Source organism: Bosea sp. 685 (assembly GCF_031884435.1).
Taxonomy (GTDB): Bacteria; Pseudomonadota; Alphaproteobacteria; order Rhizobiales; family Beijerinckiaceae; genus Allobosea.
Genome location: NZ_CP134779.1, coordinates 1,984,508 through 2,002,134, shown reverse-complemented (window position 1 = coordinate 2,002,134; position 17,627 = coordinate 1,984,508). Strand labels below are relative to the sequence as shown.

Annotated in this window: 19 protein-coding genes and 3 tRNA genes; 12 read left to right on the top strand and 10 right to left on the bottom strand. The window is 66.1% G+C overall.

Annotation, left to right across the window (positions count from 1 at the left end):
• Positions 1-254: 254 nt before the first annotated feature.
• The 3 genes from RMR04_RS10835 to RMR04_RS10825 all read right to left on the bottom strand — a co-directional run bounded on the left by RMR04_RS10835 (position 255) and on the right by RMR04_RS10825 (position 817).
• Positions 255-328, bottom strand: a tRNA-Gly gene (locus RMR04_RS10835).
• 133 nt (positions 329-461) lie between these two features.
• A tRNA-Tyr gene (locus RMR04_RS10830) sits at positions 462-546 on the bottom strand.
• 106 nt (positions 547-652) lie between these two features.
• The gene (locus RMR04_RS10825; protein ID WP_311915796.1) at positions 653-817 is read right to left on the bottom strand and encodes a hypothetical protein; all 165 of its coding nucleotides are present in this window, start codon (positions 815-817) and stop codon (positions 653-655) included.
• Between the two features lie 209 nt (positions 818-1,026).
• Between RMR04_RS10825 and rlmB the strand changes: the two genes are divergently transcribed.
• The 6 genes from rlmB (at position 1,027) to RMR04_RS10795 (ending at position 6,949) form a co-directional block, all read left to right on the top strand.
• On the top strand, positions 1,027-1,839 hold the full coding sequence (rlmB, locus tag RMR04_RS10820; protein ID WP_410492228.1) for a 23S rRNA (guanosine(2251)-2'-O)-methyltransferase RlmB: 813 nt from the start codon (positions 1,027-1,029) through the stop codon (positions 1,837-1,839).
• Between the two features lie 311 nt (positions 1,840-2,150).
• Positions 2,151-3,809 (top strand): MFS transporter, encoded by a 1,659-nt coding sequence (locus RMR04_RS10815; protein WP_311914665.1) that lies wholly within the window; start codon positions 2,151-2,153, stop codon positions 3,807-3,809.
• 231 nt (positions 3,810-4,040) lie between these two features.
• Positions 4,041-4,115 (top strand) — tRNA-Thr (locus RMR04_RS10810).
• Between the two features lie 141 nt (positions 4,116-4,256).
• A complete protein-coding gene (locus tag RMR04_RS10805; protein WP_311914664.1) occupies positions 4,257-4,685 on the top strand; it encodes a hypothetical protein in 429 nt (142 codons plus the stop codon).
• A gap of 244 nt (positions 4,686-4,929) precedes the next feature.
• On the top strand, positions 4,930-5,916 hold the full coding sequence (locus RMR04_RS10800) for an MBL fold metallo-hydrolase (RefSeq protein WP_311914663.1): 987 nt from the start codon (positions 4,930-4,932) through the stop codon (positions 5,914-5,916).
• Between the two features lie 259 nt (positions 5,917-6,175).
• The gene (locus tag RMR04_RS10795; RefSeq protein ID WP_311914662.1) at positions 6,176-6,949 is read left to right on the top strand and encodes an NAD kinase; all 774 of its coding nucleotides are present in this window, start codon (positions 6,176-6,178) and stop codon (positions 6,947-6,949) included.
• A 9-nt stretch (positions 6,950-6,958) separates the two neighbouring features.
• Here the strand turns inward: RMR04_RS10795 and RMR04_RS10790 are convergent, their stop codons facing one another.
• Entirely contained in the window at positions 6,959-8,509 is a 1,551-nt protein-coding gene (locus tag RMR04_RS10790; protein WP_311914661.1) for an MFS transporter, read from the bottom strand.
• 171 nt (positions 8,510-8,680) lie between these two features.
• Here RMR04_RS10790 and RMR04_RS10785 point away from each other — a divergent pair, with 171 nt between their 5' ends.
• Entirely contained in the window at positions 8,681-9,607 is a 927-nt protein-coding gene (locus RMR04_RS10785; protein ID WP_311914660.1) for a LysR family transcriptional regulator, read from the top strand.
• Positions 9,608-9,643: 36 nt separating this feature from the next.
• On the opposite strand, the gene RMR04_RS10780 is transcribed toward RMR04_RS10785, so the two are convergent.
• Together RMR04_RS10780 and RMR04_RS10775 are read right to left on the bottom strand one after the other, a co-directional pair.
• On the bottom strand, positions 9,644-10,858 hold the full coding sequence (locus RMR04_RS10780) for a DUF2336 domain-containing protein (RefSeq protein ID WP_311914659.1): 1,215 nt from the start codon (positions 10,856-10,858) through the stop codon (positions 9,644-9,646).
• The gene (locus RMR04_RS10775) at positions 10,855-11,976 is read right to left on the bottom strand and encodes a transglycosylase SLT domain-containing protein (protein WP_311914658.1); all 1,122 of its coding nucleotides are present in this window, start codon (positions 11,974-11,976) and stop codon (positions 10,855-10,857) included. The genes RMR04_RS10780 and RMR04_RS10775 overlap by 4 nt, the downstream gene beginning before the upstream one ends.
• A 152-nt stretch (positions 11,977-12,128) precedes the next feature.
• Between RMR04_RS10775 and RMR04_RS10770 the strand changes: the two genes are divergently transcribed.
• From RMR04_RS10770 to RMR04_RS10755, 4 genes are all read left to right on the top strand, one after another.
• Positions 12,129-12,626 (top strand): MaoC family dehydratase, encoded by a 498-nt coding sequence (locus RMR04_RS10770; protein WP_310156402.1) that lies wholly within the window; start codon positions 12,129-12,131, stop codon positions 12,624-12,626.
• Positions 12,627-12,630: 4 nt separating this feature from the next.
• The gene (locus RMR04_RS10765; RefSeq protein ID WP_311914657.1) at positions 12,631-13,509 is read left to right on the top strand and encodes an HpcH/HpaI aldolase/citrate lyase family protein; all 879 of its coding nucleotides are present in this window, start codon (positions 12,631-12,633) and stop codon (positions 13,507-13,509) included.
• A gap of 103 nt (positions 13,510-13,612) precedes the next feature.
• Positions 13,613-13,864: an AbrB/MazE/SpoVT family DNA-binding domain-containing protein gene (locus RMR04_RS10760; protein WP_311914656.1), complete on the top strand. Its 252-nt coding sequence runs from the start codon at positions 13,613-13,615 to the stop codon at positions 13,862-13,864.
• Complete coding sequence (locus RMR04_RS10755) at positions 13,861-14,262, top strand: type II toxin-antitoxin system VapC family toxin (RefSeq protein ID WP_311914655.1); 402 nt, start codon at positions 13,861-13,863, stop codon at positions 14,260-14,262. The genes RMR04_RS10760 and RMR04_RS10755 overlap by 4 nt, the downstream gene beginning before the upstream one ends.
• Before the next feature lie 58 nt (positions 14,263-14,320).
• Here the strand turns inward: RMR04_RS10755 and RMR04_RS10750 are convergent, their stop codons facing one another.
• The 3 genes from RMR04_RS10750 to RMR04_RS10740 all read right to left on the bottom strand — a co-directional run bounded on the left by RMR04_RS10750 (position 14,321) and on the right by RMR04_RS10740 (position 15,820).
• Positions 14,321-14,503, bottom strand: coding sequence for a hypothetical protein (locus RMR04_RS10750; protein ID WP_069692200.1), 183 nt, complete (start codon positions 14,501-14,503; stop codon positions 14,321-14,323).
• A 135-nt stretch (positions 14,504-14,638) separates the two neighbouring features.
• Positions 14,639-15,244, bottom strand: a complete 606-nt coding sequence (locus RMR04_RS10745) for a flavin reductase family protein (RefSeq protein WP_311914654.1) — start codon at positions 15,242-15,244, stop codon at positions 14,639-14,641.
• 6 nt (positions 15,245-15,250) lie between these two features.
• Complete coding sequence (locus RMR04_RS10740; RefSeq protein WP_311914653.1) at positions 15,251-15,820, bottom strand: nitroreductase family protein; 570 nt, start codon at positions 15,818-15,820, stop codon at positions 15,251-15,253.
• A gap of 183 nt (positions 15,821-16,003) precedes the next feature.
• Here RMR04_RS10740 and RMR04_RS10735 point away from each other — a divergent pair, with 183 nt between their 5' ends.
• On the top strand, positions 16,004-16,858 hold the full coding sequence (locus tag RMR04_RS10735) for a hypothetical protein (protein ID WP_311915795.1): 855 nt from the start codon (positions 16,004-16,006) through the stop codon (positions 16,856-16,858).
• Positions 16,859-16,860: 2 nt separating this feature from the next.
• Here the strand turns inward: RMR04_RS10735 and RMR04_RS10730 are convergent, their stop codons facing one another.
• The gene (locus RMR04_RS10730) at positions 16,861-17,622 is read right to left on the bottom strand and encodes an SGNH/GDSL hydrolase family protein (RefSeq protein WP_311914652.1); all 762 of its coding nucleotides are present in this window, start codon (positions 17,620-17,622) and stop codon (positions 16,861-16,863) included.
• Positions 17,623-17,627 lie beyond the last annotated feature (5 nt).

Below are 17,627 nucleotides of genomic sequence, written 5' to 3'. Positions count from 1 at the left end.
AGCAGCAAGCCACTTCGCGTCGGCCTGATCGACTGGGGCGCGATCAGCCGCCATGTTGCCGAACTGCTCATCCAGCACCCATTTCTCGGCTGGTCGTTCCCGGAATAACCGCAGCAGAATCGTCCCCAAGTTTTTGATGCGAACCGAGTCCACCTCGGAGGGAGTATCCCGCGGCGGCGGCATCGCTTCCAAGACAGGGCAAAAATCTGCTGCAAAAGCCAGATTCAAGTCGCTGAAATATTTGGCTGAGGCGATGGAGCGGGTGGAGGGAATCGAACCCTCGTATTCAGCTTGGAAGGCTGCTGCTCTACCATTGAGCTACACCCGCATCGCCGGACCGGAATCGACGATGAATGAAGCGATGTCAAGATGCCGGGGCGCGGTGTCGGAAACCGGCCGGCTCCCGGCGGCCCAAGGCGAGCCGTAACCGCTTCGTCTCGCCGCTGCCGGGCAGGAAAGGATGGTGGGGGAAGCAGGACTCGAACCTGCGAAGGCATAGCCAGCGGATTTACAGTCCGCCCCCTTTGCCGCTCGGGACATTCCCCCGCCCGCGCCTGTTGCGGCTGAACCGCAGGCGACCGCCTGTGTCACTTGCGTGACGGGCGACAGGCGCGGCCGGACTTATGGTGACCGGGCTTCGGCGTGTCAACCCTCAGTCGCACACCGAATGTCGCATTGCACCGATCCGTGCAGCGACCATGTCCGCGCGCTCCTCGACGCTCCCCAAGGGAAGCGCCGTCAGCCCAGGGCAGGCCGGCGCCATCGATCGCGACCTGGTGGCGGAGATCGCGCGCCCGGCCTCGGGCGAGGTCGCGATGCCGCGTGCCGCCAGCAGCGTCGTCTTGCCTGAACCCGGGCCGCCGGTGACGATGATCAGGCGCTCGCTTCCATCATCGATCTTGCATCCATCATCGATAGCGCCTCCTTCTTGCAGCGAGTTTCGTTCGGATCGCGCCGCCGTGGCTCCTCGGCACTGGTCAAGCGGCGCGTGTCATGGCACGGCACAGATCCGCCCCCTGGAGACCGATGATGCCTGCGCCGTTCCGCCCCAAGCCGGGAAGACCCGCTGGCCACCATGCCGGCGGCCGCCGGCCGCACCACGCCGACGGGCCACCGCCGCATCGCCCCGGCGATATCGACGAGGCCGTGCTCTATGGCGTCCATCCCGTCATCGAGGCCTTGCGCAATCCCAAGCGCCGCCATCGCCGCCTGCTCGCCACCGAGAACGCGCTGAAGCGGTTGACCGAGGAGATCGGCGAGTTGCCGCTGCAGGCCGAGCTCGTCCGGCCGTCCGAGATCGACCGGCTGCTGACGCCCGATTCGGTGCATCAGGGGCTTTATCTCGTCTGCGATCCCCTGCCCTCGCCCGATCTCGACAGCCTGCCCGACGATGCGGTCGTGCTGGCGCTCGACCAGATCACCGACCCGCACAATGTCGGCGCGATCCTGCGCTCGGCCGCCGCCTTCGCGGCAGCCGCGGTGATCGTCACCATCCGCCATTCCCCGGCCGCGACCGGCGTGCTGGCGAAATCGGCCTCGGGCGCGCTCGAACATGTGCCGCTGATCGCCGTGCGCAATCTCGGCGATGCGCTCGACGAACTCGGCAAGCGCGGTTTCCTGCGCATCGGTTTTGATTCGGATGGCGAAGTCGCCTTCGACGATGTCGAACTCCGTCGCCCGCTCGTCATGGTGATGGGCGCAGAGGGCAAGGGCCTGCGCCAACGCAGCCGCGATCTCTGCGATCATGTCGCGCGGCTCGAGGTGCCGGGCACGATCACCAGCCTCAACGTCTCGAACGCGACCGCGATCGCGCTCTACGCCGCCAGCCGGCGGCGCTGAGGCGGCCCCAGCTCGACCGGCACGCGAGAGCCTGAAGCGTCAGCAGCAGCGCGCCCGTCTCGGCATGGACATGATCGTGCCGATGGCCAACTGGAGCCCCCCCCAGCCAAAGGTCTTAAGCCTAAAGATGCAAGACCATCTGCCTGATTGCACTGCGTAATTCGTGCGCGCATTGCTTCGGTCAGACCGGAAATGGGGGGCCTTTGGCCTCGGTCCGGCGACATGGGGCTACGCTTCGCAAGAAAACGAGCCGCGTGCAATCGGGCAGTCCGGATTTTCCGACTGTCGGGCAACGAGCAGGGGAGAACGCCATGAGCATGGCAGCACAGACATCGGGGGCCGCGACGCCGCGCCCGATGACCAAGGAAGAACGCAAGGTCATCATCGCCTCGTCGGCCGGCACGGTCTTCGAATGGTATGATTTCTATCTGGCCGGCTCGCTCGCCGCCAACATCGCGCAGACTTTCGTTCCCGGCACCAACGACACGGCGAAGTTCATCTTCGTCCTCTTCGGTTTCGCCGCCGGCTTCGCCGTGCGTCCCTTCGGTGCGCTGTTCTTCGGTCGTCTCGGCGATCTGATCGGCCGCAAATACACCTTCCTCGTCACCATGACCGTCATGGGTCTGGCGACCTTCGTCGTCGGCCTGCTGCCAAGCTACGAATCGATTGGCTATCTCGCGCCAGCCGCCTTCATCGTCTGCCGCCTGCTCCAGGGCCTGGCGCTCGGCGGCGAATATGGCGGCGCCGCGACCTATGTCGCCGAGCACGCCCCGCAAGGCCGGCGCGGCTTCTACACCTCCTGGATCCAGACGACCGCGACCGTCGGCCTGATGCTGTCGCTGATCGTCATCCTGGTCCTGCGACTCAGCATGTCGCCTGAGGCCTTCGCGGCCTGGGGCTGGCGCGTTCCGTTCCTGGTCTCGATCCTGCTGCTGGGCGTCTCGATCTGGATTCGCCTCCAGCTCGCCGAATCACCGGCCTTCGTGAAGATGAAGGAAGAGGGCACCGGCTCGAAGGCCCCCCTCAGCGAGGCTTTCGGCACCTGGTCCAACGCCAAGATCGGTCTGATCGCGCTCTTTGGCGGCACCGCCGGCCAGGCCGTTGTCTGGTACACGGGACAGTTCTACGCCCTGTTCTTCATGACCCAGACGCTGAAGATCGACGGCACCACCGCCAACCTCCTGATCGCACTCTCGCTGCTCTTGGGCACGCCGTTCTTCATCTTCTTCGGCTGGCTCTCGGACAAGATCGGCCGCAAGCCGATCCTGCTGGCGGGCTGCCTGATCGCCGCGATCAGCTACTTCCCGCTGTTCACGATGCTGGCCAAGACCGCAAATCCCAAGCTGATCAACGCGACCGAGACGGTGAAGCTCGTGATCACCGCCGATCCGGCCAAGTGCGGCTCGCTGTTCGACCCGGTCGGCGTGCGCACCTTCACCGAGCCCTGCGACACCGTGCGCCGGACGCTTGCGACCAACTCGATCCACTACGACCTCGTCAACGGTCCCGCCGGCTCGGCTTTGGCGACGACGATCAACGGTACGGCGGCGCCGTCGGCAGCCGCTGATCTGGTCACGGCGGCGCAAGCGGCGGGTTATCCCAAGCCCGGCGATCCGACGATCCTGAAGACGCCGTCGATCGGCGAGATGTTCAGCAGCGCCCGCGCAATGCAGGCCGCCGGTATCCTGTTCATCCTCGTCATCTTCGTGACGATGGTCTACGGGCCGATCGCAGCCCTGCTGGTCGAGCTGTTCCCGACCCGCATCCGCTACACCGGCATGTCGCTGCCCTACCATATCGGCAATGGCTGGTTCGGCGGCTTCCTGCCTCCGACGGCCTTCGCCATCGTGGCGGCCAGCGGCAACATCTTCTCAGGCCTGTGGTATCCGATCATCGTCGCGATGATGACCTTCGTGATTGGCCTCCTGCTGCTGCCGGAGACCAAGGATCGCGACATCTACAAGTCGTAAAATCGCCTGCAACGGCCATAGATCACGTCGCATTCGGACCGAAGCGTCCGAATGCGACGTGATCGAGTCTAAAGTTAAGAGCATTGCTCTTGCGAAAAACCGGTACCCACTTTTTCGCGCAATGCTCTGACGCGAAGCCCCGCCCATGTGGCGGGGCTTTTCTTTTGGCGCGGACCGCCCGATCTTGCTCTCGGAGCGATCGACTGGTAACCGCATGCCCTGTGATCGGACGCCGGTTTAGCTCAGCGGTAGAGCAGCGGTTTTGTAAACCGAAGGTCGGGGGTTCAATCCCCTCAACCGGCACCAGTCACAATCGGGGCCTCGATGCAGGCGGCCTGCATTTTGCTGGTGACGGCGCAAGAAGACGACACAGGAAGCCGATGCCGGGAGCCGAAGCAAGGCTGCTGCCGGCGGCACGCATCGTAAGGAACCGCCTGGACGAGGATGATGGACACTCGACCGGAACATCTGCTGGCGCTGGCCGAACGCTGCGAGGAGGCGAGCAAGCCCGACCGCATGCTCGACGCCGAGATCTACGAGGCGCTGGGCTATACCGTCCGGCGCAAGCCCACCAATCTGGTCAGCCGGCGCGCGCCTGCGGGCGGCATCTACCAGCAGGGCTCGCTGTGGAAGACGCTGGGCACCGTCTCCGGCGACATCGAGGTCGCAGTCGGATTGTTGCGCCAGAAGGCCCCGGAATGGGGCTGGAGCCTGCAATGCATGACCGGCGAGAACACAGCAGCCTTCCAGGCGCTGGTCGCCGAATGCGCCGGCAACGGCGTGATCGGGTCGCTGGCGCTGTGCGCGGCGATGCTGCGCGCCTTCGCGCGGCAGGACGACCACGCGCCCCGGCCGCGCCCCGCCTCGAAGCCCTGAACGCAAGCCGTACCTTCGGGCGACGCGTTGCGCTCACGGAAACTTGACCCCGCGCAGCCACGGCGCTGTTGAACCTGCCACGCCGGTCTTTAGGGTCCAGCGAGGCTGAACCGAGCCAAGAGCATTGCGCGAAAAAATGGGTACCGGTTTTTCGCATGAGCAATGCTCTCAACTTTTAGCACAGATCACGTCGCATTCGGACGATGCCGTCCGAATGCGACGTGATCTCGGGGGAGAAACATCCATGATGAAATTCGAGCCATCGCGCCGCGCCGTTCTCGCCAGCGCAGGCGCCCTCGCCGCCGCCACGACTTTCAACCTGCCCGCCGGCCCCAGCCCGGCCCAGGCGCAAGGAGCCCCCGTGAACCAGGCCCCCGGATTCTATCGTTACAAGATCGGCGACGTCACGCTGACCGCCATCAATGACGGCTTCGGCAAGCGGCCGCTCGAAGGCTTCGTCAAGAACGCCGAACTCGCCGACGTCAAGAAGGCGATGGAGCAGGCCTTCCTGCCCGCCGACGCGCTGAACATCACCTTCACCACGCTCGCCATCGAGAACGCCGGCAAGCTGACCCTGATCGACACTGGCAACGGTGATTCCGGCGCACCCACATCGGGCACCTGGATGGCCAATTTCAAGGCCGCCGGCTTCGATCCCAAGAACGTCTCGACCGTGGTCTTCAGCCATTTCCACGGCGACCACATCAACGGCTTCCGCCTGAAGGACGGCAGCACCGTCTTCCCGAATGCCGAGGTGATGGTGCCGGCCGCCGAATGGGCCTTCTGGATGGACGACGCCAAGATGAGCGCCGCGCCCGATGGCCTGAAGGGCGCCTTCGCCGGCGTCCGCCGCGTCTTTTCGCCCATCGCCAAGGATGTGAAGCAATTCGAGAGCGGCAAGGAGATCCTGCCGGGCCTGACCGCGATCGCCGCGCCTGGCCATACGCCGGGACACACCACCTTCGCGCTGAGCTCCGGCTCGGGCAGGATGATGATCATGTCCGACACCACCAATCACCCGGCGCTGTTCGTGCGTAATCCGGACTGGTCGGCCGTGTTCGACATGGACGGGCCGCAGGCCGCAGCGACGCGCCGCAAGCTGCTCGACATGGTCTCGGCCGACAAGATGCAGGTCGCGTTCTACCACGCCCCCTTCCCCGCCACGGGCTACATCGCCAAGGCCGGCAACGGCTTCGAGATGGTGCCGGTGCAGTGGAGCGCGGCGATCTGACCGTTCGCGCCGCTCGAAGGCGCTGCGAGGCCGGGGGCAACCCCGGCCTTTTTTTGTCGCGGCGGCATCTCGCGGCTTTCGCCCGGGCCGTGCTAGAGCATTGCGCGCAAAAGTGGGTACCGATTTTTCGCATAGGCAATGCTCTAAACTTTTAGCATCGATCACGTTTTTCGTATTCGGGCGGACATGTCCGAATACGAAAAACGTGATCCAGGCCACGACACCGCTCCCAGGCGCGCGTCGCTTTTCAGGATCCGTGATGACCGAGCACTTCGGAACCATCTCCTTCGTCGCCAGCGAGACGCCGGAGGCGGAAGCCGCCTTGCTCAAGCTCGCCGATCGCTACGGCAATGCCGATCCGGCGACGGCCGATGTCATCGTCGCGCTCGGCGGCGACGGGCTGATGCTGCAGACGCTGCATCGCTTCCTCGGCACCGGCAAGCCGATCTACGGCATGAATCGCGGCTCCGTCGGCTTCCTGATGAACGAGTTCCGGGAACGGGGGCTGACCAAGAAACTGGAGGCCGCGCAGCGCAGCGTCGTCCACCCGCTCTCGATGCGCGCCGTCGACCAGAACGGCGATGTGGTCCAGGCCAAGGCGATCAACGAGGTCTCGCTGCTGCGCCGCTCCTATCAGGCGGCGAAGCTGCGCCTTTCGGTCGATGGCCAGGTCCGGCTGAGCGAGCTTGTCGCCGACGGCGTGCTGCTGGCGACACCGGCGGGCTCGACCGCCTATAATCTCTCGGCCAACGGCCCGATCCTGCCGCTCGACGCGCCGCTGCTCGCCTTGACCCCGATCTCGGCCTTCCGGCCCAGGCGCTGGCGCGGCGCGCTTTTGCCCGACCATGCCAAGGTCACGATCGAGGTGCTGGAGGCCGCCAAGCGGCCGGTCAGTGCCGTCGCCGACCATACCCAGATCGAGAACGTCGTCCTGGTCGAGATCGAGATCGACCGCAGCGTCGACCTCGTCATGCTGCATGACCCCGGCCACAGTCTGGACGAGCGGATCCTGCGCGAGCAGTTCGGGTATTGAGGAGCGAGCTCAGGCTTGCGAGGTGCAGAGGCGCGCTTCGGTCTTGTCCGCCGGCTCGGTAACCTGCTCAGTCCCACGCCCGAGAAAGACGAAGACGACGATAGCGGTGACGACGGTGATGGCGCAGAGCATCAGGAGGAGCGTGGCGAAGGCGGCGCCATAGCCCTGAAGCAACATCGCATGACCAATCTGCGGCAAAGCGGCCGTTGCGCCCACCAGATCGCCGGTGACGAGACGTTGCGCGGCCGGGCCGGCATTCGCAGCCGCACCGCCCGCCCCCAGATGCCCCGCTGTCAGGGCCGAGAGCACGGCGCTGACCACAGCGAGCGCCACGCCCTCGCCAGCGACGCGGGTGGTGCTGAAGATGCCGGTCGCCATGCCCGCGCGCTCCTTGGGCACGACGCTGACGGCAAGCCCGTCCATCAGCCCCCAGGGCAGGCTGATGCCGATGCCGATCAGCGCCATCGGCAGGACGACGCCCATGATCTCGCCACCGACCGAGATCCGGCTCAGCCAGAACAAGCCGAGAGCCGCGATCAGAAGCCCGACGCCGCAAATAGTCGCCGGTGAGAACCAGCGCGTCAGCAGGCCAGCTGCGATCGGAAGCACGAGCAGCGGCGCCGACAAGGCGATCATCAGGCGGCCGGCAGCGATCTCGCTCAGGCCCTCGATGCCGATGAAGCGCACCGGCAGCAGGATCAACAGCACCACGAAGGCATAGGCTGGTGCCGCCGCCAGCAACTGCACGCCGACGAAGCGCGGATAGCGGAACAGGGCCAGGTCCAGCATCGGTCGGGCGACGCTCCGCTCGATCACGCCGAAGGCGACGAACAGCGCAACGGCACCGGCCAGCAGGCCCATCACGGTCGGCTCGGTCCAGCCGCGCTCGGGCGCCAGCAGCACGCCATAGGTGAAGAGCGCGAGCCCCAGGGTGAAGCTGATTGCGCCCGGCCAATCCAGTCCGCCGGCTTGCGGATCACGCGATTCCCGCAGAGCGCGCATGCCGAGCGCGAAGGCCAGCACCGCCAGCGCGACGACGAGCCCAAAGATGCTGCGCCAGCCGAAGGCCTCGATCATCAGGCCCGACGCAATCGGCCCGAAGGCGAGGCCGACGCCAAAACTGGTGCCGACGATGCTGAAGGCGCGGATGCGTGCCGACCCGTCGAATTCCTGGGCAAGTGCCGCCATGCCGCTCGAAAATGCGGCTGCCGCCGCCAGGCCCTGAGCCGCGCGCCCCAGATCGAACCAGAGGATATCGGGCGCAGCGGCGAGCGCCATCGAGAGCACGGCGAATGCGCCCACGCCGATGAGGAAGAGGCGCTTGCGGCCATAGGCATCGGCGAGCGCGCCTGCCACCATCAGGCTCGATCCGAAGGTCAGCATGAAGGCATTGGTGACCCAGTTGAGCGCTATCGGGCTGCCGCCGAGCGCCCGACCGATGGCAGGCAGCGCCACAGCCGGCCCGGTGAAGGTCAGCGGCATCGCCGCGGCGGCAAGGCAGACGGAGAAAAGCACGAGCGCTGGTTGGGCCATGTTCGGCCGTGGGTTGGTTTGCGTCATGGCTATGATTGTCCTGTTCGGCGTCCGGCGGGATGGCCGGCTTGCAGCGGCCGAGGCTCGCTTTCCGGTCGAAACAGGATAATCTCGAGGTAATGGCAGCCAAAGAGCCATCTGATCCGATATCAGCGGAACAGAACGCTCGAATGACCATACGTTCCAAGAGGGCCAAGCATGGATTCATTGACCGGCCTGATGGCCTTCGTCCGCACGGCCGATCTTGGCAGCTTCGTCGCGGCTGGCCGCGTGCTCGGGCTTTCGGCTTCGGCTGTCGGCAAGGCCGTGACCAAGCTCGAGCAGCAGCTCGCAATCCGGCTGTTCCAGCGCTCGACGCGCAGCCTGCGGCTGACCGAGGAAGGACGCGCCTTCCACGAGCGCTGCCGGCGCATTCTCGACGATCTCGACGACGCCCGCGCGATGCTCGCCCGCACGATCGAGGCGCCGCGCGGTCGGCTGCGCGTCAGCACGCCGATCGTCAGCTATCATCTGCTGCTGCCGGTGCTGCCTGAGTTCATGACGCGCTATCCCGAGATCGAGGTCGATCTCGATTTCAACGACCGCATCGTCGAGCTGATCGATGAGGGCGTCGATGTCGCGATCCGCAGTGGCGTCCTGCCGGATTCGCGCCTGATGGCGCGCAGCTTGCGCCCCTTCCAGATGCTGCTCTGCGCCGCGCCGGCCTATCTGGAACGCCACGGCACACCGGAATGCCCACACGATCTCGACCGGCATCTCGGTGTCCGCTTCCGCTATCCCAACAGCGGCAAGGTTCAGCCCTGGCCGCTGACCCTGCCTGCCGGAGAGCCGGAACTGCGCACGCGCACGGTCCTGACCTGCAACAATATGGAGGCGCTGCGCGGCGCCACCATCGCCGGCCTCGGCATCGGCTGCATGCCGGATTTTCTGGCGCGCGAGCCGCTGGCGAACGGCACGTTGCGGACCCTGCTCGACGACCGGATCGACGGTCCCGGCCAGTTCAGCCTGATCTGGCCTTCGAACCGCAACCTTTCGCCGAAGGTCCGGGTCTTCGTCGACTTCGTCGGCGACAGGCTTTTCGCGACACGTTGCGAGACCCCGACAGAGGCTTATCGCGAATTCTAGCGCCGGATCGATCGAGAGCTCGCACGGATCAAGCTCTCAAGCCGCGTCGCGCAGATCGCCGATTTCGAGTTCGACCAGCAGCGCAGGATCTGCCTCGACGAACAGCGCCAGCGCCGCATCGTCGGCAAGCGCATCGGCCATGGTGCGGGCTTCCTCGCGCGCCGCTTCGGAATCCATCCGCCGCAGCAGCCCCATCAGCGCGTCGGTGTCAGGCCCCTCCAGCGTCTCGCAGGCGATCAGCACCTCGCGCAGGATCACCCGGTCGATGCCGCGCCCATTGCCGCCCGCATCGAAGCCGCGCAGGTTCAGTGCGGTGATCGCGGCGGTGAAGGCAGGCTGCAGCGCGCGCGGCAAGCCGGCCTTGCGATAAAGCGCCTTGAGGCCCGTGCCGCGCCGGTCGCGCAGCAATGCCGCCACACGCGGCTGCGGCAACTCCGAGAGCATGACGAAAGCGGCCTCGGCCAGCGCCGGCTCGCCGCTCAGGAGCGAGCGCAGCATCAGTCCCGGCGTCAACCTGCCATCGGCGCGCAGCACCTCGGCGATCGCCGGCGCATCGCTGGCTTCACCGCCCGCCGCAAGCGCAACCGCAACGCGCTCCGTCGCCTCGCGGGTGAGCCGTGCGCTGCGCTCAGGCGTCAGCCAGCCGCAACCGGTCACGAAACTCATCAAGGTGTCGGACACCATCGTCGCGATGACCTGCCTGAGGCCCCCCGGCAAGTCGCCGCGGGCGAGCAGCGCCTCGCGCAACGGCCCGCAGGCGCCAGCGCGCTCGACCATGCGTTCCAGCGAGAAATCGGGAATGTCGGCCGTCGGATTTCCGGCAAGCGTCACCAGCGCCTCATCTCCGCCGACCTCGGCGAGCGCCGCAGCGACGGAGGCTGCGAGATTGGGTCTGAGCGCGATGGCACGCTGGGCCAGATCGTCGCCGACCGCCGCCGCATCGACCAGATCGGCCTCCGTCAGCACCGGCGAATGGGCGAGCATCAGGGCCGCGACATCACTCTGGTCGGCGATCAGGCTCAGCACCAGCGTGCGCGGCGCCTGCGGCGAAGCAGCCATCTCCTCGGCGATGGCGCGCCGCACCAGCGGCGACGGATCGTCGACCAGCGAAATCAGCGCCGTCTCAGCCTCGCGCCGGTCCTCATCGGCCATGCCTGAGCGCAGATAGGCGCCAGCCAGTGCCGCCGCGCCGGAAGCCCGCGCCTCGGCATTGGCCGTGCGGGCCCAGAGCAGGAAGCGACGGACGATCACGAGCGCGCTCGCGGAAGCATGAAGGAGGACAGGTCGAGCGGCGCGCGCCTTTGCCTGGAGACGGGCTTGGCCTGGGCGGCCGCCGGTTGCGTCAGCTCGACAGGTCGCGACGGTGGCAAGGGAGCATTGACCGCTCGCACCGGCGCGGACGGCGCATTGGTCGTAGCCTGTGCCGCGGCTGCCGGAGCAGACGCGGTATCGCTCTGCGTCTGCGTCTGGGTCTGGGTCTGGCGCGGGAAATAACGATCGGCCGGATCGAGCGAAGCCAGGCGCGTCGTGGCGTCCATCCTGGGCGTGGTCCAGAGATTGGCGACGGCTTTCGAGACCGGCTCGCGTGAGCCTTCAGTCGAGAACAGCCCGATCAGTCCCTTGGCGCGCCCGGGCGCGAGTGCAGCCGCGATCGGCGCGGGCTGGTCGACGCCCTGCCCCGCAGCCCCCGCCGCAGTGCCAGAGGCCGCAGCGGCAGCAGCCGTCGAGGCGGCGAGCTGCGTGCTGGCATGGCTCGCCGAGAGCACGCCATAAACCTCCTGCACCGAGCGTGCCCGCCCGGTCTTGTCGTAGAACAGGCCGCGATTGGCCGCGGCGGCATCGGGGAAATCCTTGGCGGCAGTGCGCGTCGGGTCGCTGGCGGCGGCCTTGATCAGGTCGGAGGCACCGCGCGCGCCGAGCACATGGGCGATGTAGAGCTCCCCGGCCTGCGGCTGCCGGCCGAGCACCGAAGCGAGCTGGTCGCTGTTCTTCTGCGTCAACGCGCCGGCCATCACGGCGGCGACCTGGGGGTCGTTGCGGAGCTGCAAGATCTTTTCGCGCGCTGCGGGGTCCGCCACCGTCAGGCGGCCGTCGCTGCCTTCGCTGATGGCGCTGGCATAGCCCGAGAGCCCCTGCTTTGGCCCCTCCTGCTTGACCATGGACAACCAGGTCTGCTCGATGAACTGGAACAGCCCGGTCGCGCTCGAGGTCTTGGCCTTGGCGTCGGGCTCCAGCGACGATTCGCGCTGGGCCGTCTTGAGGAGGTAGTCGAAGCCTGCACCCGTCTTCTGCGCGCCCTCGCGAATGGCGTTGACGACCGGGTTGGCGGCTGGAGCTTCGCTGGTCTGCGGCGTGCTGAACAGGAACATTGGGTATCTCGGGCGCGAGCCTGCCGCCAAGGTGCCCTCGCGATATCGCCGAGCGCCTGTGGAGACTGGACCGATTATGGTAAGCGAACCGTTAAAGTGAGGAATCGCGGAGCCGGCTCACCGGTGCGATTCGAGCTCGTGGAGAAGCGTCGATGACCGAGGTCAAACGTCACAAGCGCGGCGGGATCTATTTCGAGGACTTCCATGTCGGCTCGGTCATCGAGCACGGCCTGACCCGGACCGTGACGCAAATGGACAACATGCTGTTCTCCAACATGACGTTGAACCCGCAACCGCTTCATATCGATGCACATTTCTGCGCGACCGAGACCGAATGGGGCAAGCCGCTGATGAACTCGCTCTTCACGCTCGGGCTGATGATCGGCATCTCGGTCAACGACACCACGGTCGGCACCACGATCGGCAATCTCGGCATGACCGACGTGACCTTCCCCGCCCCGCTCTTCGAGGGTGACACCATCAACTGCACCACGGAGATCGTGGCCAAGCGCGAGTCGCGCTCGCGGCCCGATGCCGGCATCGTCGAGTTCCAGCACAAGGCCTACAAGCAGGACGGCACGCTGGTCGCGCAATGCCGCCGCCAGGCCTTCATGCGCCGGCGGCCCGCGCCCGCCACGATCGCGGTCTGAGCTTATGCGCTCACTCCTGTTCGTGCCGGGCGACAGCCCGAAGAAGCAGCAGAAGGGTCTGGAGAGCGGCGCGGACGCGCTGATCCTCGACCTTGAGGATTCCGTCGCGCTCGAAGCCAAGCCGCAGGCCCGCGAGATCACACTGGCCTTCCTGAAAGCCGCCCACGCTTTGCCCAGGCGCCCGCGCCTGATCGTGCGGGTCAACGCGCTGTCGACCGGGCTGACCCAGGCCGATCTCGACGTCGTGATGCAAGGCGCGCCCGACGCGATCATGCTGCCCAAATCCGAGGGTGGCATCGATGTCGGCCATCTCGCTGCCCGCATCGCGGTGCGCGAGGCAGAAAACGACCTGCCCGACGGCGCGACCAAGATCATCCCGATCGCCACCGAGACCGGCAAGGGTATCTTCGGCCTGGGCAGCTATGCCGGCGCGAGCCACCGCCTCAACGGCCTGACCTGGGGAGCGGAGGATCTCTCGGCCGATCTCGGGGCCGAAGCCAATCGCCTGAGCGACGGCTCCTATGCCGACCCGTATCGCCTCGCCCGTTCGCTCACCTTGTTTGCAGCCGCCGCCGCGCAGGTCGATGCGATCGACACCGTCTTTACCAATTTCCGCGACGATGCCGGCTTCCGCGCCGAGTGCATCGCGGCGCGGCGCGACGGTTTCACCGGCAAGATGGCGATCCACCCGGCGCAGGTCGCCGCCGCCAACGAGGTCTTCTCGCCCGCCCCCGCTGAACTCGCCAAGGCAGAGGCGATCATCGCGCTGTTCGCCGCCAATCCCGGCCTCGGCGTGATCGGGCTCGACGGCGAAATGCTCGACCGACCCCATCTCGTCAGAGCCCAGCGATTGAAGGCGCGCGCTGACAGGCTCACCGCCTGACGCGGGAATGTCGCGGCCAGGAAGGCGGCGCCACGCGTTGCGCGCGGCCTTGCCGGTAAGGCATTTCGGCCTTACATTAGAGCCATCAATGCGAGAGTACCCCATGGCCACGCTCACCGTCACCGCCAAAGGCCAGGTTACCTTGCGCAAGGACCTGCTTCAGCATCTTGGCGTGCATCCCGGCGACAAGCTCACCGTGGACAAGCTGCCCGATGGGCGGGTCGCAGTGAAAGCCGCCAGGCCCGCCGGCGCAATCTCGGATGTCTTCGATCTTTTGAAGCGTGAGAATGGTCCTTCGCTGTCGATCGAGGAGATGCATGAGATCGCCGCGCAGGGCTGGGCCAGCAAGAGATGAAGATCACAGCCGACACCAATGTTCTCGTCCGGGCGCTGACAGGCGACGATGCGCTGCAAAGCAAGATCGCCCAGAGCGAGCTGGCTCAGGCGGAGTTGGTGGCGCTGGCCTTGCCGGCCCTGTGCGAACTGGTTTGGGTATTGTCGCAAGGCTACAAGATTCCGGCTGCCGATATCGCGGAAGCAATCGGGCGCCTGCTGGATAGCGCAAATGTTATTGTGAACCGCCCAGCCGCGGAGGCCGGCTTGAGCCAGTTGATGGCCGGCGGCGACTTTGCTGATGGCGTCATCGCCTATGAAGGGCGTTGGCTCGGCGCCGACAGCTTCGTCTCCTTCGACAAGAAGGCGGTGAAGCGGATGCAGGCGCAAGGAGAAGCCGCCCGCCTGCTCTCGAACTGATCGAATAAATCGCCACAGGCGATTCCAATGACTCAGTTTATTCCGGGATCGCTTCCGCTCACTGCGTCTCGATGCGCCGGCAGGCCCGCATCGTCGAGGACAGGCAATCCTGCGCCTTGCGCGCGCGGTCGAGCTCGAAGATCAGCCAGACCCCGGCGCCGAGCACGAGCAGGATAACGATGATCCCGAGCAGGTTCACCGTGGTCTTCCAGTCGTCATCCGGTTCGCTCGGCTGCGGCAAGGCCCCTCCTTGGATCACGTCGGTTCCGGATGATTCCGTCCGAACGCGACGTAATCGATTCTAAAAACTGAGAGCATTGCTTACGCGAAAAACTGGCGCCCAGTTTTTTTGCACAATGCTCTTTCGTATCCTGCTCTAACCGCCAGCCGGGCGGATGATCGAGAACAGGTGGTCGACCTCAGCATAATCGGCATAGCCGCAACGCGCGATCGGGTTGGCGGCAGCCGTGTCGAAGCGGCCATCGCGGACATAGGCGTCGTCCATGAAGATGCCGACGACCTGCCCCAGCACCATCCAGCGCGGGACCAGCTTGCCATCGAGGTCGACGAGCTGCTGCACCGAAAGCAGCTTGCATTCCAGTGCTGCCGGGCTGCCGGCCACACGCGGCGGTTTGACGAATCTGGAAGTGGCCATCTCCAGCCCGGCATGGGCGTATTCGCTCTGGCCCGCCGGCAGCGGCGCCGAGGTCAGGTTCATCTGCTGCGCCAACGCCTTGGTGACGAGCGAGCAGGTGAATTCGCCGGTCTCCTCGACGAAGGAAACGGCGTCCTTCTTGTCTTCGGAGCCGAACATCACGATGTGCGGTCGTGACGAGACCGCGTTGAAGAAGCTGTAGGGCGAGAGATTGACCTCGCCCTTGGCGTTCAGCGCCGTGATCCAGCCGATCGGCCGCGGAGTGACGATCGCCTTGAACGGATCATGCGGCAGCCCGTGATCCTGCAACGCGGTCGAATAGATCATGACGCATCATGCCCCATAATGGCTGACGATGTCGGTGAGTACCGGCCGCTCGCGATCGGCCGGCGCTGCGGTTGGCGTGCCGATATGGATGAAGCCGGCGATGCGCTCGTCAGTGCCGAGCCCGAGCGCGGTCAGCACGGCGCGGTCGAACGAGAACCAGTTGGTCAGCCAGGATGCGCCGAATCCCATCGCATGGGCAGCGACCAGCATGTTCATGCAGACAGCGCCGGCCGAGAGCTCCTGCTCCCATTCCGGAATCTTCACATGCGGCTTGGCGGTGGAGACGACGGCGACAATCACCGGCGCCTGCAGCAGGCGGTTGCGCTCGAAGGCGACCTTATCGGCATCGGCCTCCGGATACTTCGCCTTGAAGGCCTGCGCCACGATCTCGGCCGCCTTGTCGCGCCCCGCGCCGGAAAAGACGATGAAGCGCCACGGCGCGAGTTTGCCATGGTCGGGCACGCGCGCGCCGATGGTCAGGATATCGCCAAGCTGGCTCTCGTCGGGCCCGGGCGCGGTCAGGAATTGCGGCGGCACCGAGCGGCGCAGCTTGAGCAGGGCGAGCGTATCGGTCATGAAGCATCCGGGCGCGAGTTGAGGCCACCGGAACGGAGAGCCGGCAGCGCGAGGTCTCCTGAACTAGTGGTTCGCCATGATGAGGACAAGCAAACCTGCTCAGACACGCATGCAGGGGTGCCGAGGGCCATGAGCATGTTTCAATTCGAGGGGTTCCAGACAAGCGCGCGGCTGGCCGGGCGCATGCTCGCTCTGACGTTGGCCTTGTCCGCGAACCCTGCCTTCGCGCAATCGCCGCAGATCGCTCCGTTCGCGCCCGGCGATACCGGTGTCGGCGTCGCCACGGCCCCTGCTTCGCTGACGCTCGGCGCGCAATTCTCCGGCGACCGCAAGCCGATCCGCTCCGGCCTGGTCTGGCGCGTCCTGAGCGAGACTGCCGACGGTTCGCCGCCGCGCATCGTCGCGCGCTCGAACGATGCCCAGCCCGTCTTCATGCTCGAACCCGGCACCTATCTGCTGCACGCCGCCTATGGTTTCGCCAGCGGCACCAAGCGCATCACGCTCGGCCCACAGGGCCTGCGCGACCAGGTCTCGATCAGTGCCGGCGGATTGTCGCTGGCGGGCTCGATCGGCGACAATCCGATTGCCGCAAACCAGCTCAACTTCTCGGTCTTCGTCCCGCTCCAGGGTAATTCGGAAGGGCGCCTCGTCGTCTCCAACGCCAAAGCCGGCGAACTCATCCGCTTGCCGGAGGGCACCTATCACGTCGTTTCGACCTATGGCGATTCGAACGCGATCCAGCGCGCCGACGTGAAGGTCGAGTCGGGTAAAGTCACGGACGCCACCTTGCACCACCGCGCCGCTCGGGTGACGCTGAAGCTGGTCGCATCGCCCGGCGGCGAGGCTTTCGCCGGCACCGCCTTCAGCGTGCTGACACCCGGCGGCGACGTCATCCGCGAAGCGATCGGCGCCTTTCCGCAGGTCGTCCTGGCGGAAGGCGATTATGTGCTGATCGCCAGGCAGGAAGGCCAGGTCCATTCGCGCGACTTCAAGGTGGAGACGGGCCTCGACCGCGATATCGAAGTGCTCTCGCGCTAAGATCAATTGGTCGAACGAGGCTTGTCCGGGAAGTCGGACTTCTCCCCGGTCAATCCGCTGACGAGGCCGTCGGCCATGCGGATCGCCAGGCAGCGATAGCTGGAATCGACCATGTGCAGGCCGTCCATGCCGACCAGCTCCTCCGAGGAGAACTGCTTCGACCTCGCCCAATTCCGCATCATTGCATAGCGCGGAAAGATCGAGACCGCGTGTTCCAGCGCGGTCTTGGCCAGGACGGCGCGGTAATCCTCATATTTCGGATAGCGGTCCTCGCGCGGCAGCCATTGCAGGTCCATCACGACCATGTCGATGCCGGCCTCGTGGACCTTCCTGATGCCCTTGCGCAGGATCTTGGCGAGCTTCTCCTCGCCGACATCGCGGACCACGTCGTTGACCACCGTCTGCCAGATGACGATCGAGGGCTTCTCCTCGATCACGTCGGCATCCATGCGCAACAGCATGTCGTAGGCCGACTGGCCGCCGACGCCCTTGTTGATGACCTTGACCTCGGCATTGGGAAGGCGCCGCTTCAGCTCCGCTTCCAGCACCGCGGGGTAGCTCTTATCGGTGGCGCTGGCGCCGGAACCCGCCGTCGCCGACGAGCCGAGCGCGACGATCGTCACCGAGCCGGTCTCCTGCAGCACCTTCCTGGCCGCCGGCAGCTCCGGCAGGAACGACTGCTGCGCCGCGCCGTGCCGGCAACGCAAATCGGTGATCGTGCCCGCCGGCATCGGCCCGGCGAGGGTCGGACCGGCGAACAGCAACGCTA

Excerpts from the sequence above, each read along its gene's own strand:
- RMR04_RS10800 (WP_311914663.1), top strand. The coding sequence starts at position 4,930 with ATGATGAAATTCGAGCCATCGCGCCGCGCCGTTCTCGCCAGCGCAGGC.
- RMR04_RS10775 (WP_311914658.1), bottom strand. The coding sequence starts at position 11,976 with ATGTTCCTGTTCAGCACGCCGCAGACCAGCGAAGCTCCAGCCGCCAAC.
- RMR04_RS10770 (WP_310156402.1), top strand. The coding sequence starts at position 12,129 with ATGACCGAGGTCAAACGTCACAAGCGCGGCGGGATCTATTTCGAGGAC.
- RMR04_RS10790 (WP_311914661.1), bottom strand. The coding sequence starts at position 8,509 with ATGACGCAAACCAACCCACGGCCGAACATGGCCCAACCAGCGCTCGTG.
- RMR04_RS10795 (WP_311914662.1), top strand. The coding sequence starts at position 6,176 with ATGACCGAGCACTTCGGAACCATCTCCTTCGTCGCCAGCGAGACGCCG.
- RMR04_RS10785 (WP_311914660.1), top strand. The coding sequence starts at position 8,681 with ATGGATTCATTGACCGGCCTGATGGCCTTCGTCCGCACGGCCGATCTT.
- RMR04_RS10740 (WP_311914653.1), bottom strand. The coding sequence starts at position 15,820 with ATGACCGATACGCTCGCCCTGCTCAAGCTGCGCCGCTCGGTGCCGCCG.
- RMR04_RS10745 (WP_311914654.1), bottom strand. The coding sequence starts at position 15,244 with ATGATCTATTCGACCGCGTTGCAGGATCACGGGCTGCCGCATGATCCG.
- RMR04_RS10755 (WP_311914655.1), top strand. The coding sequence starts at position 13,861 with ATGAAGATCACAGCCGACACCAATGTTCTCGTCCGGGCGCTGACAGGC.
- RMR04_RS10805 (WP_311914664.1), top strand. The coding sequence starts at position 4,257 with ATGGACACTCGACCGGAACATCTGCTGGCGCTGGCCGAACGCTGCGAG.
- RMR04_RS10765 (WP_311914657.1), top strand. The coding sequence starts at position 12,631 with ATGCGCTCACTCCTGTTCGTGCCGGGCGACAGCCCGAAGAAGCAGCAG.
- rlmB (WP_410492228.1), top strand. The coding sequence starts at position 1,027 with ATGATGCCTGCGCCGTTCCGCCCCAAGCCGGGAAGACCCGCTGGCCAC.
- RMR04_RS10815 (WP_311914665.1), top strand. The coding sequence starts at position 2,151 with ATGAGCATGGCAGCACAGACATCGGGGGCCGCGACGCCGCGCCCGATG.
- RMR04_RS10735 (WP_311915795.1), top strand. The coding sequence starts at position 16,004 with ATGCTCGCTCTGACGTTGGCCTTGTCCGCGAACCCTGCCTTCGCGCAA.
- RMR04_RS10760 (WP_311914656.1), top strand. The coding sequence starts at position 13,613 with ATGGCCACGCTCACCGTCACCGCCAAAGGCCAGGTTACCTTGCGCAAG.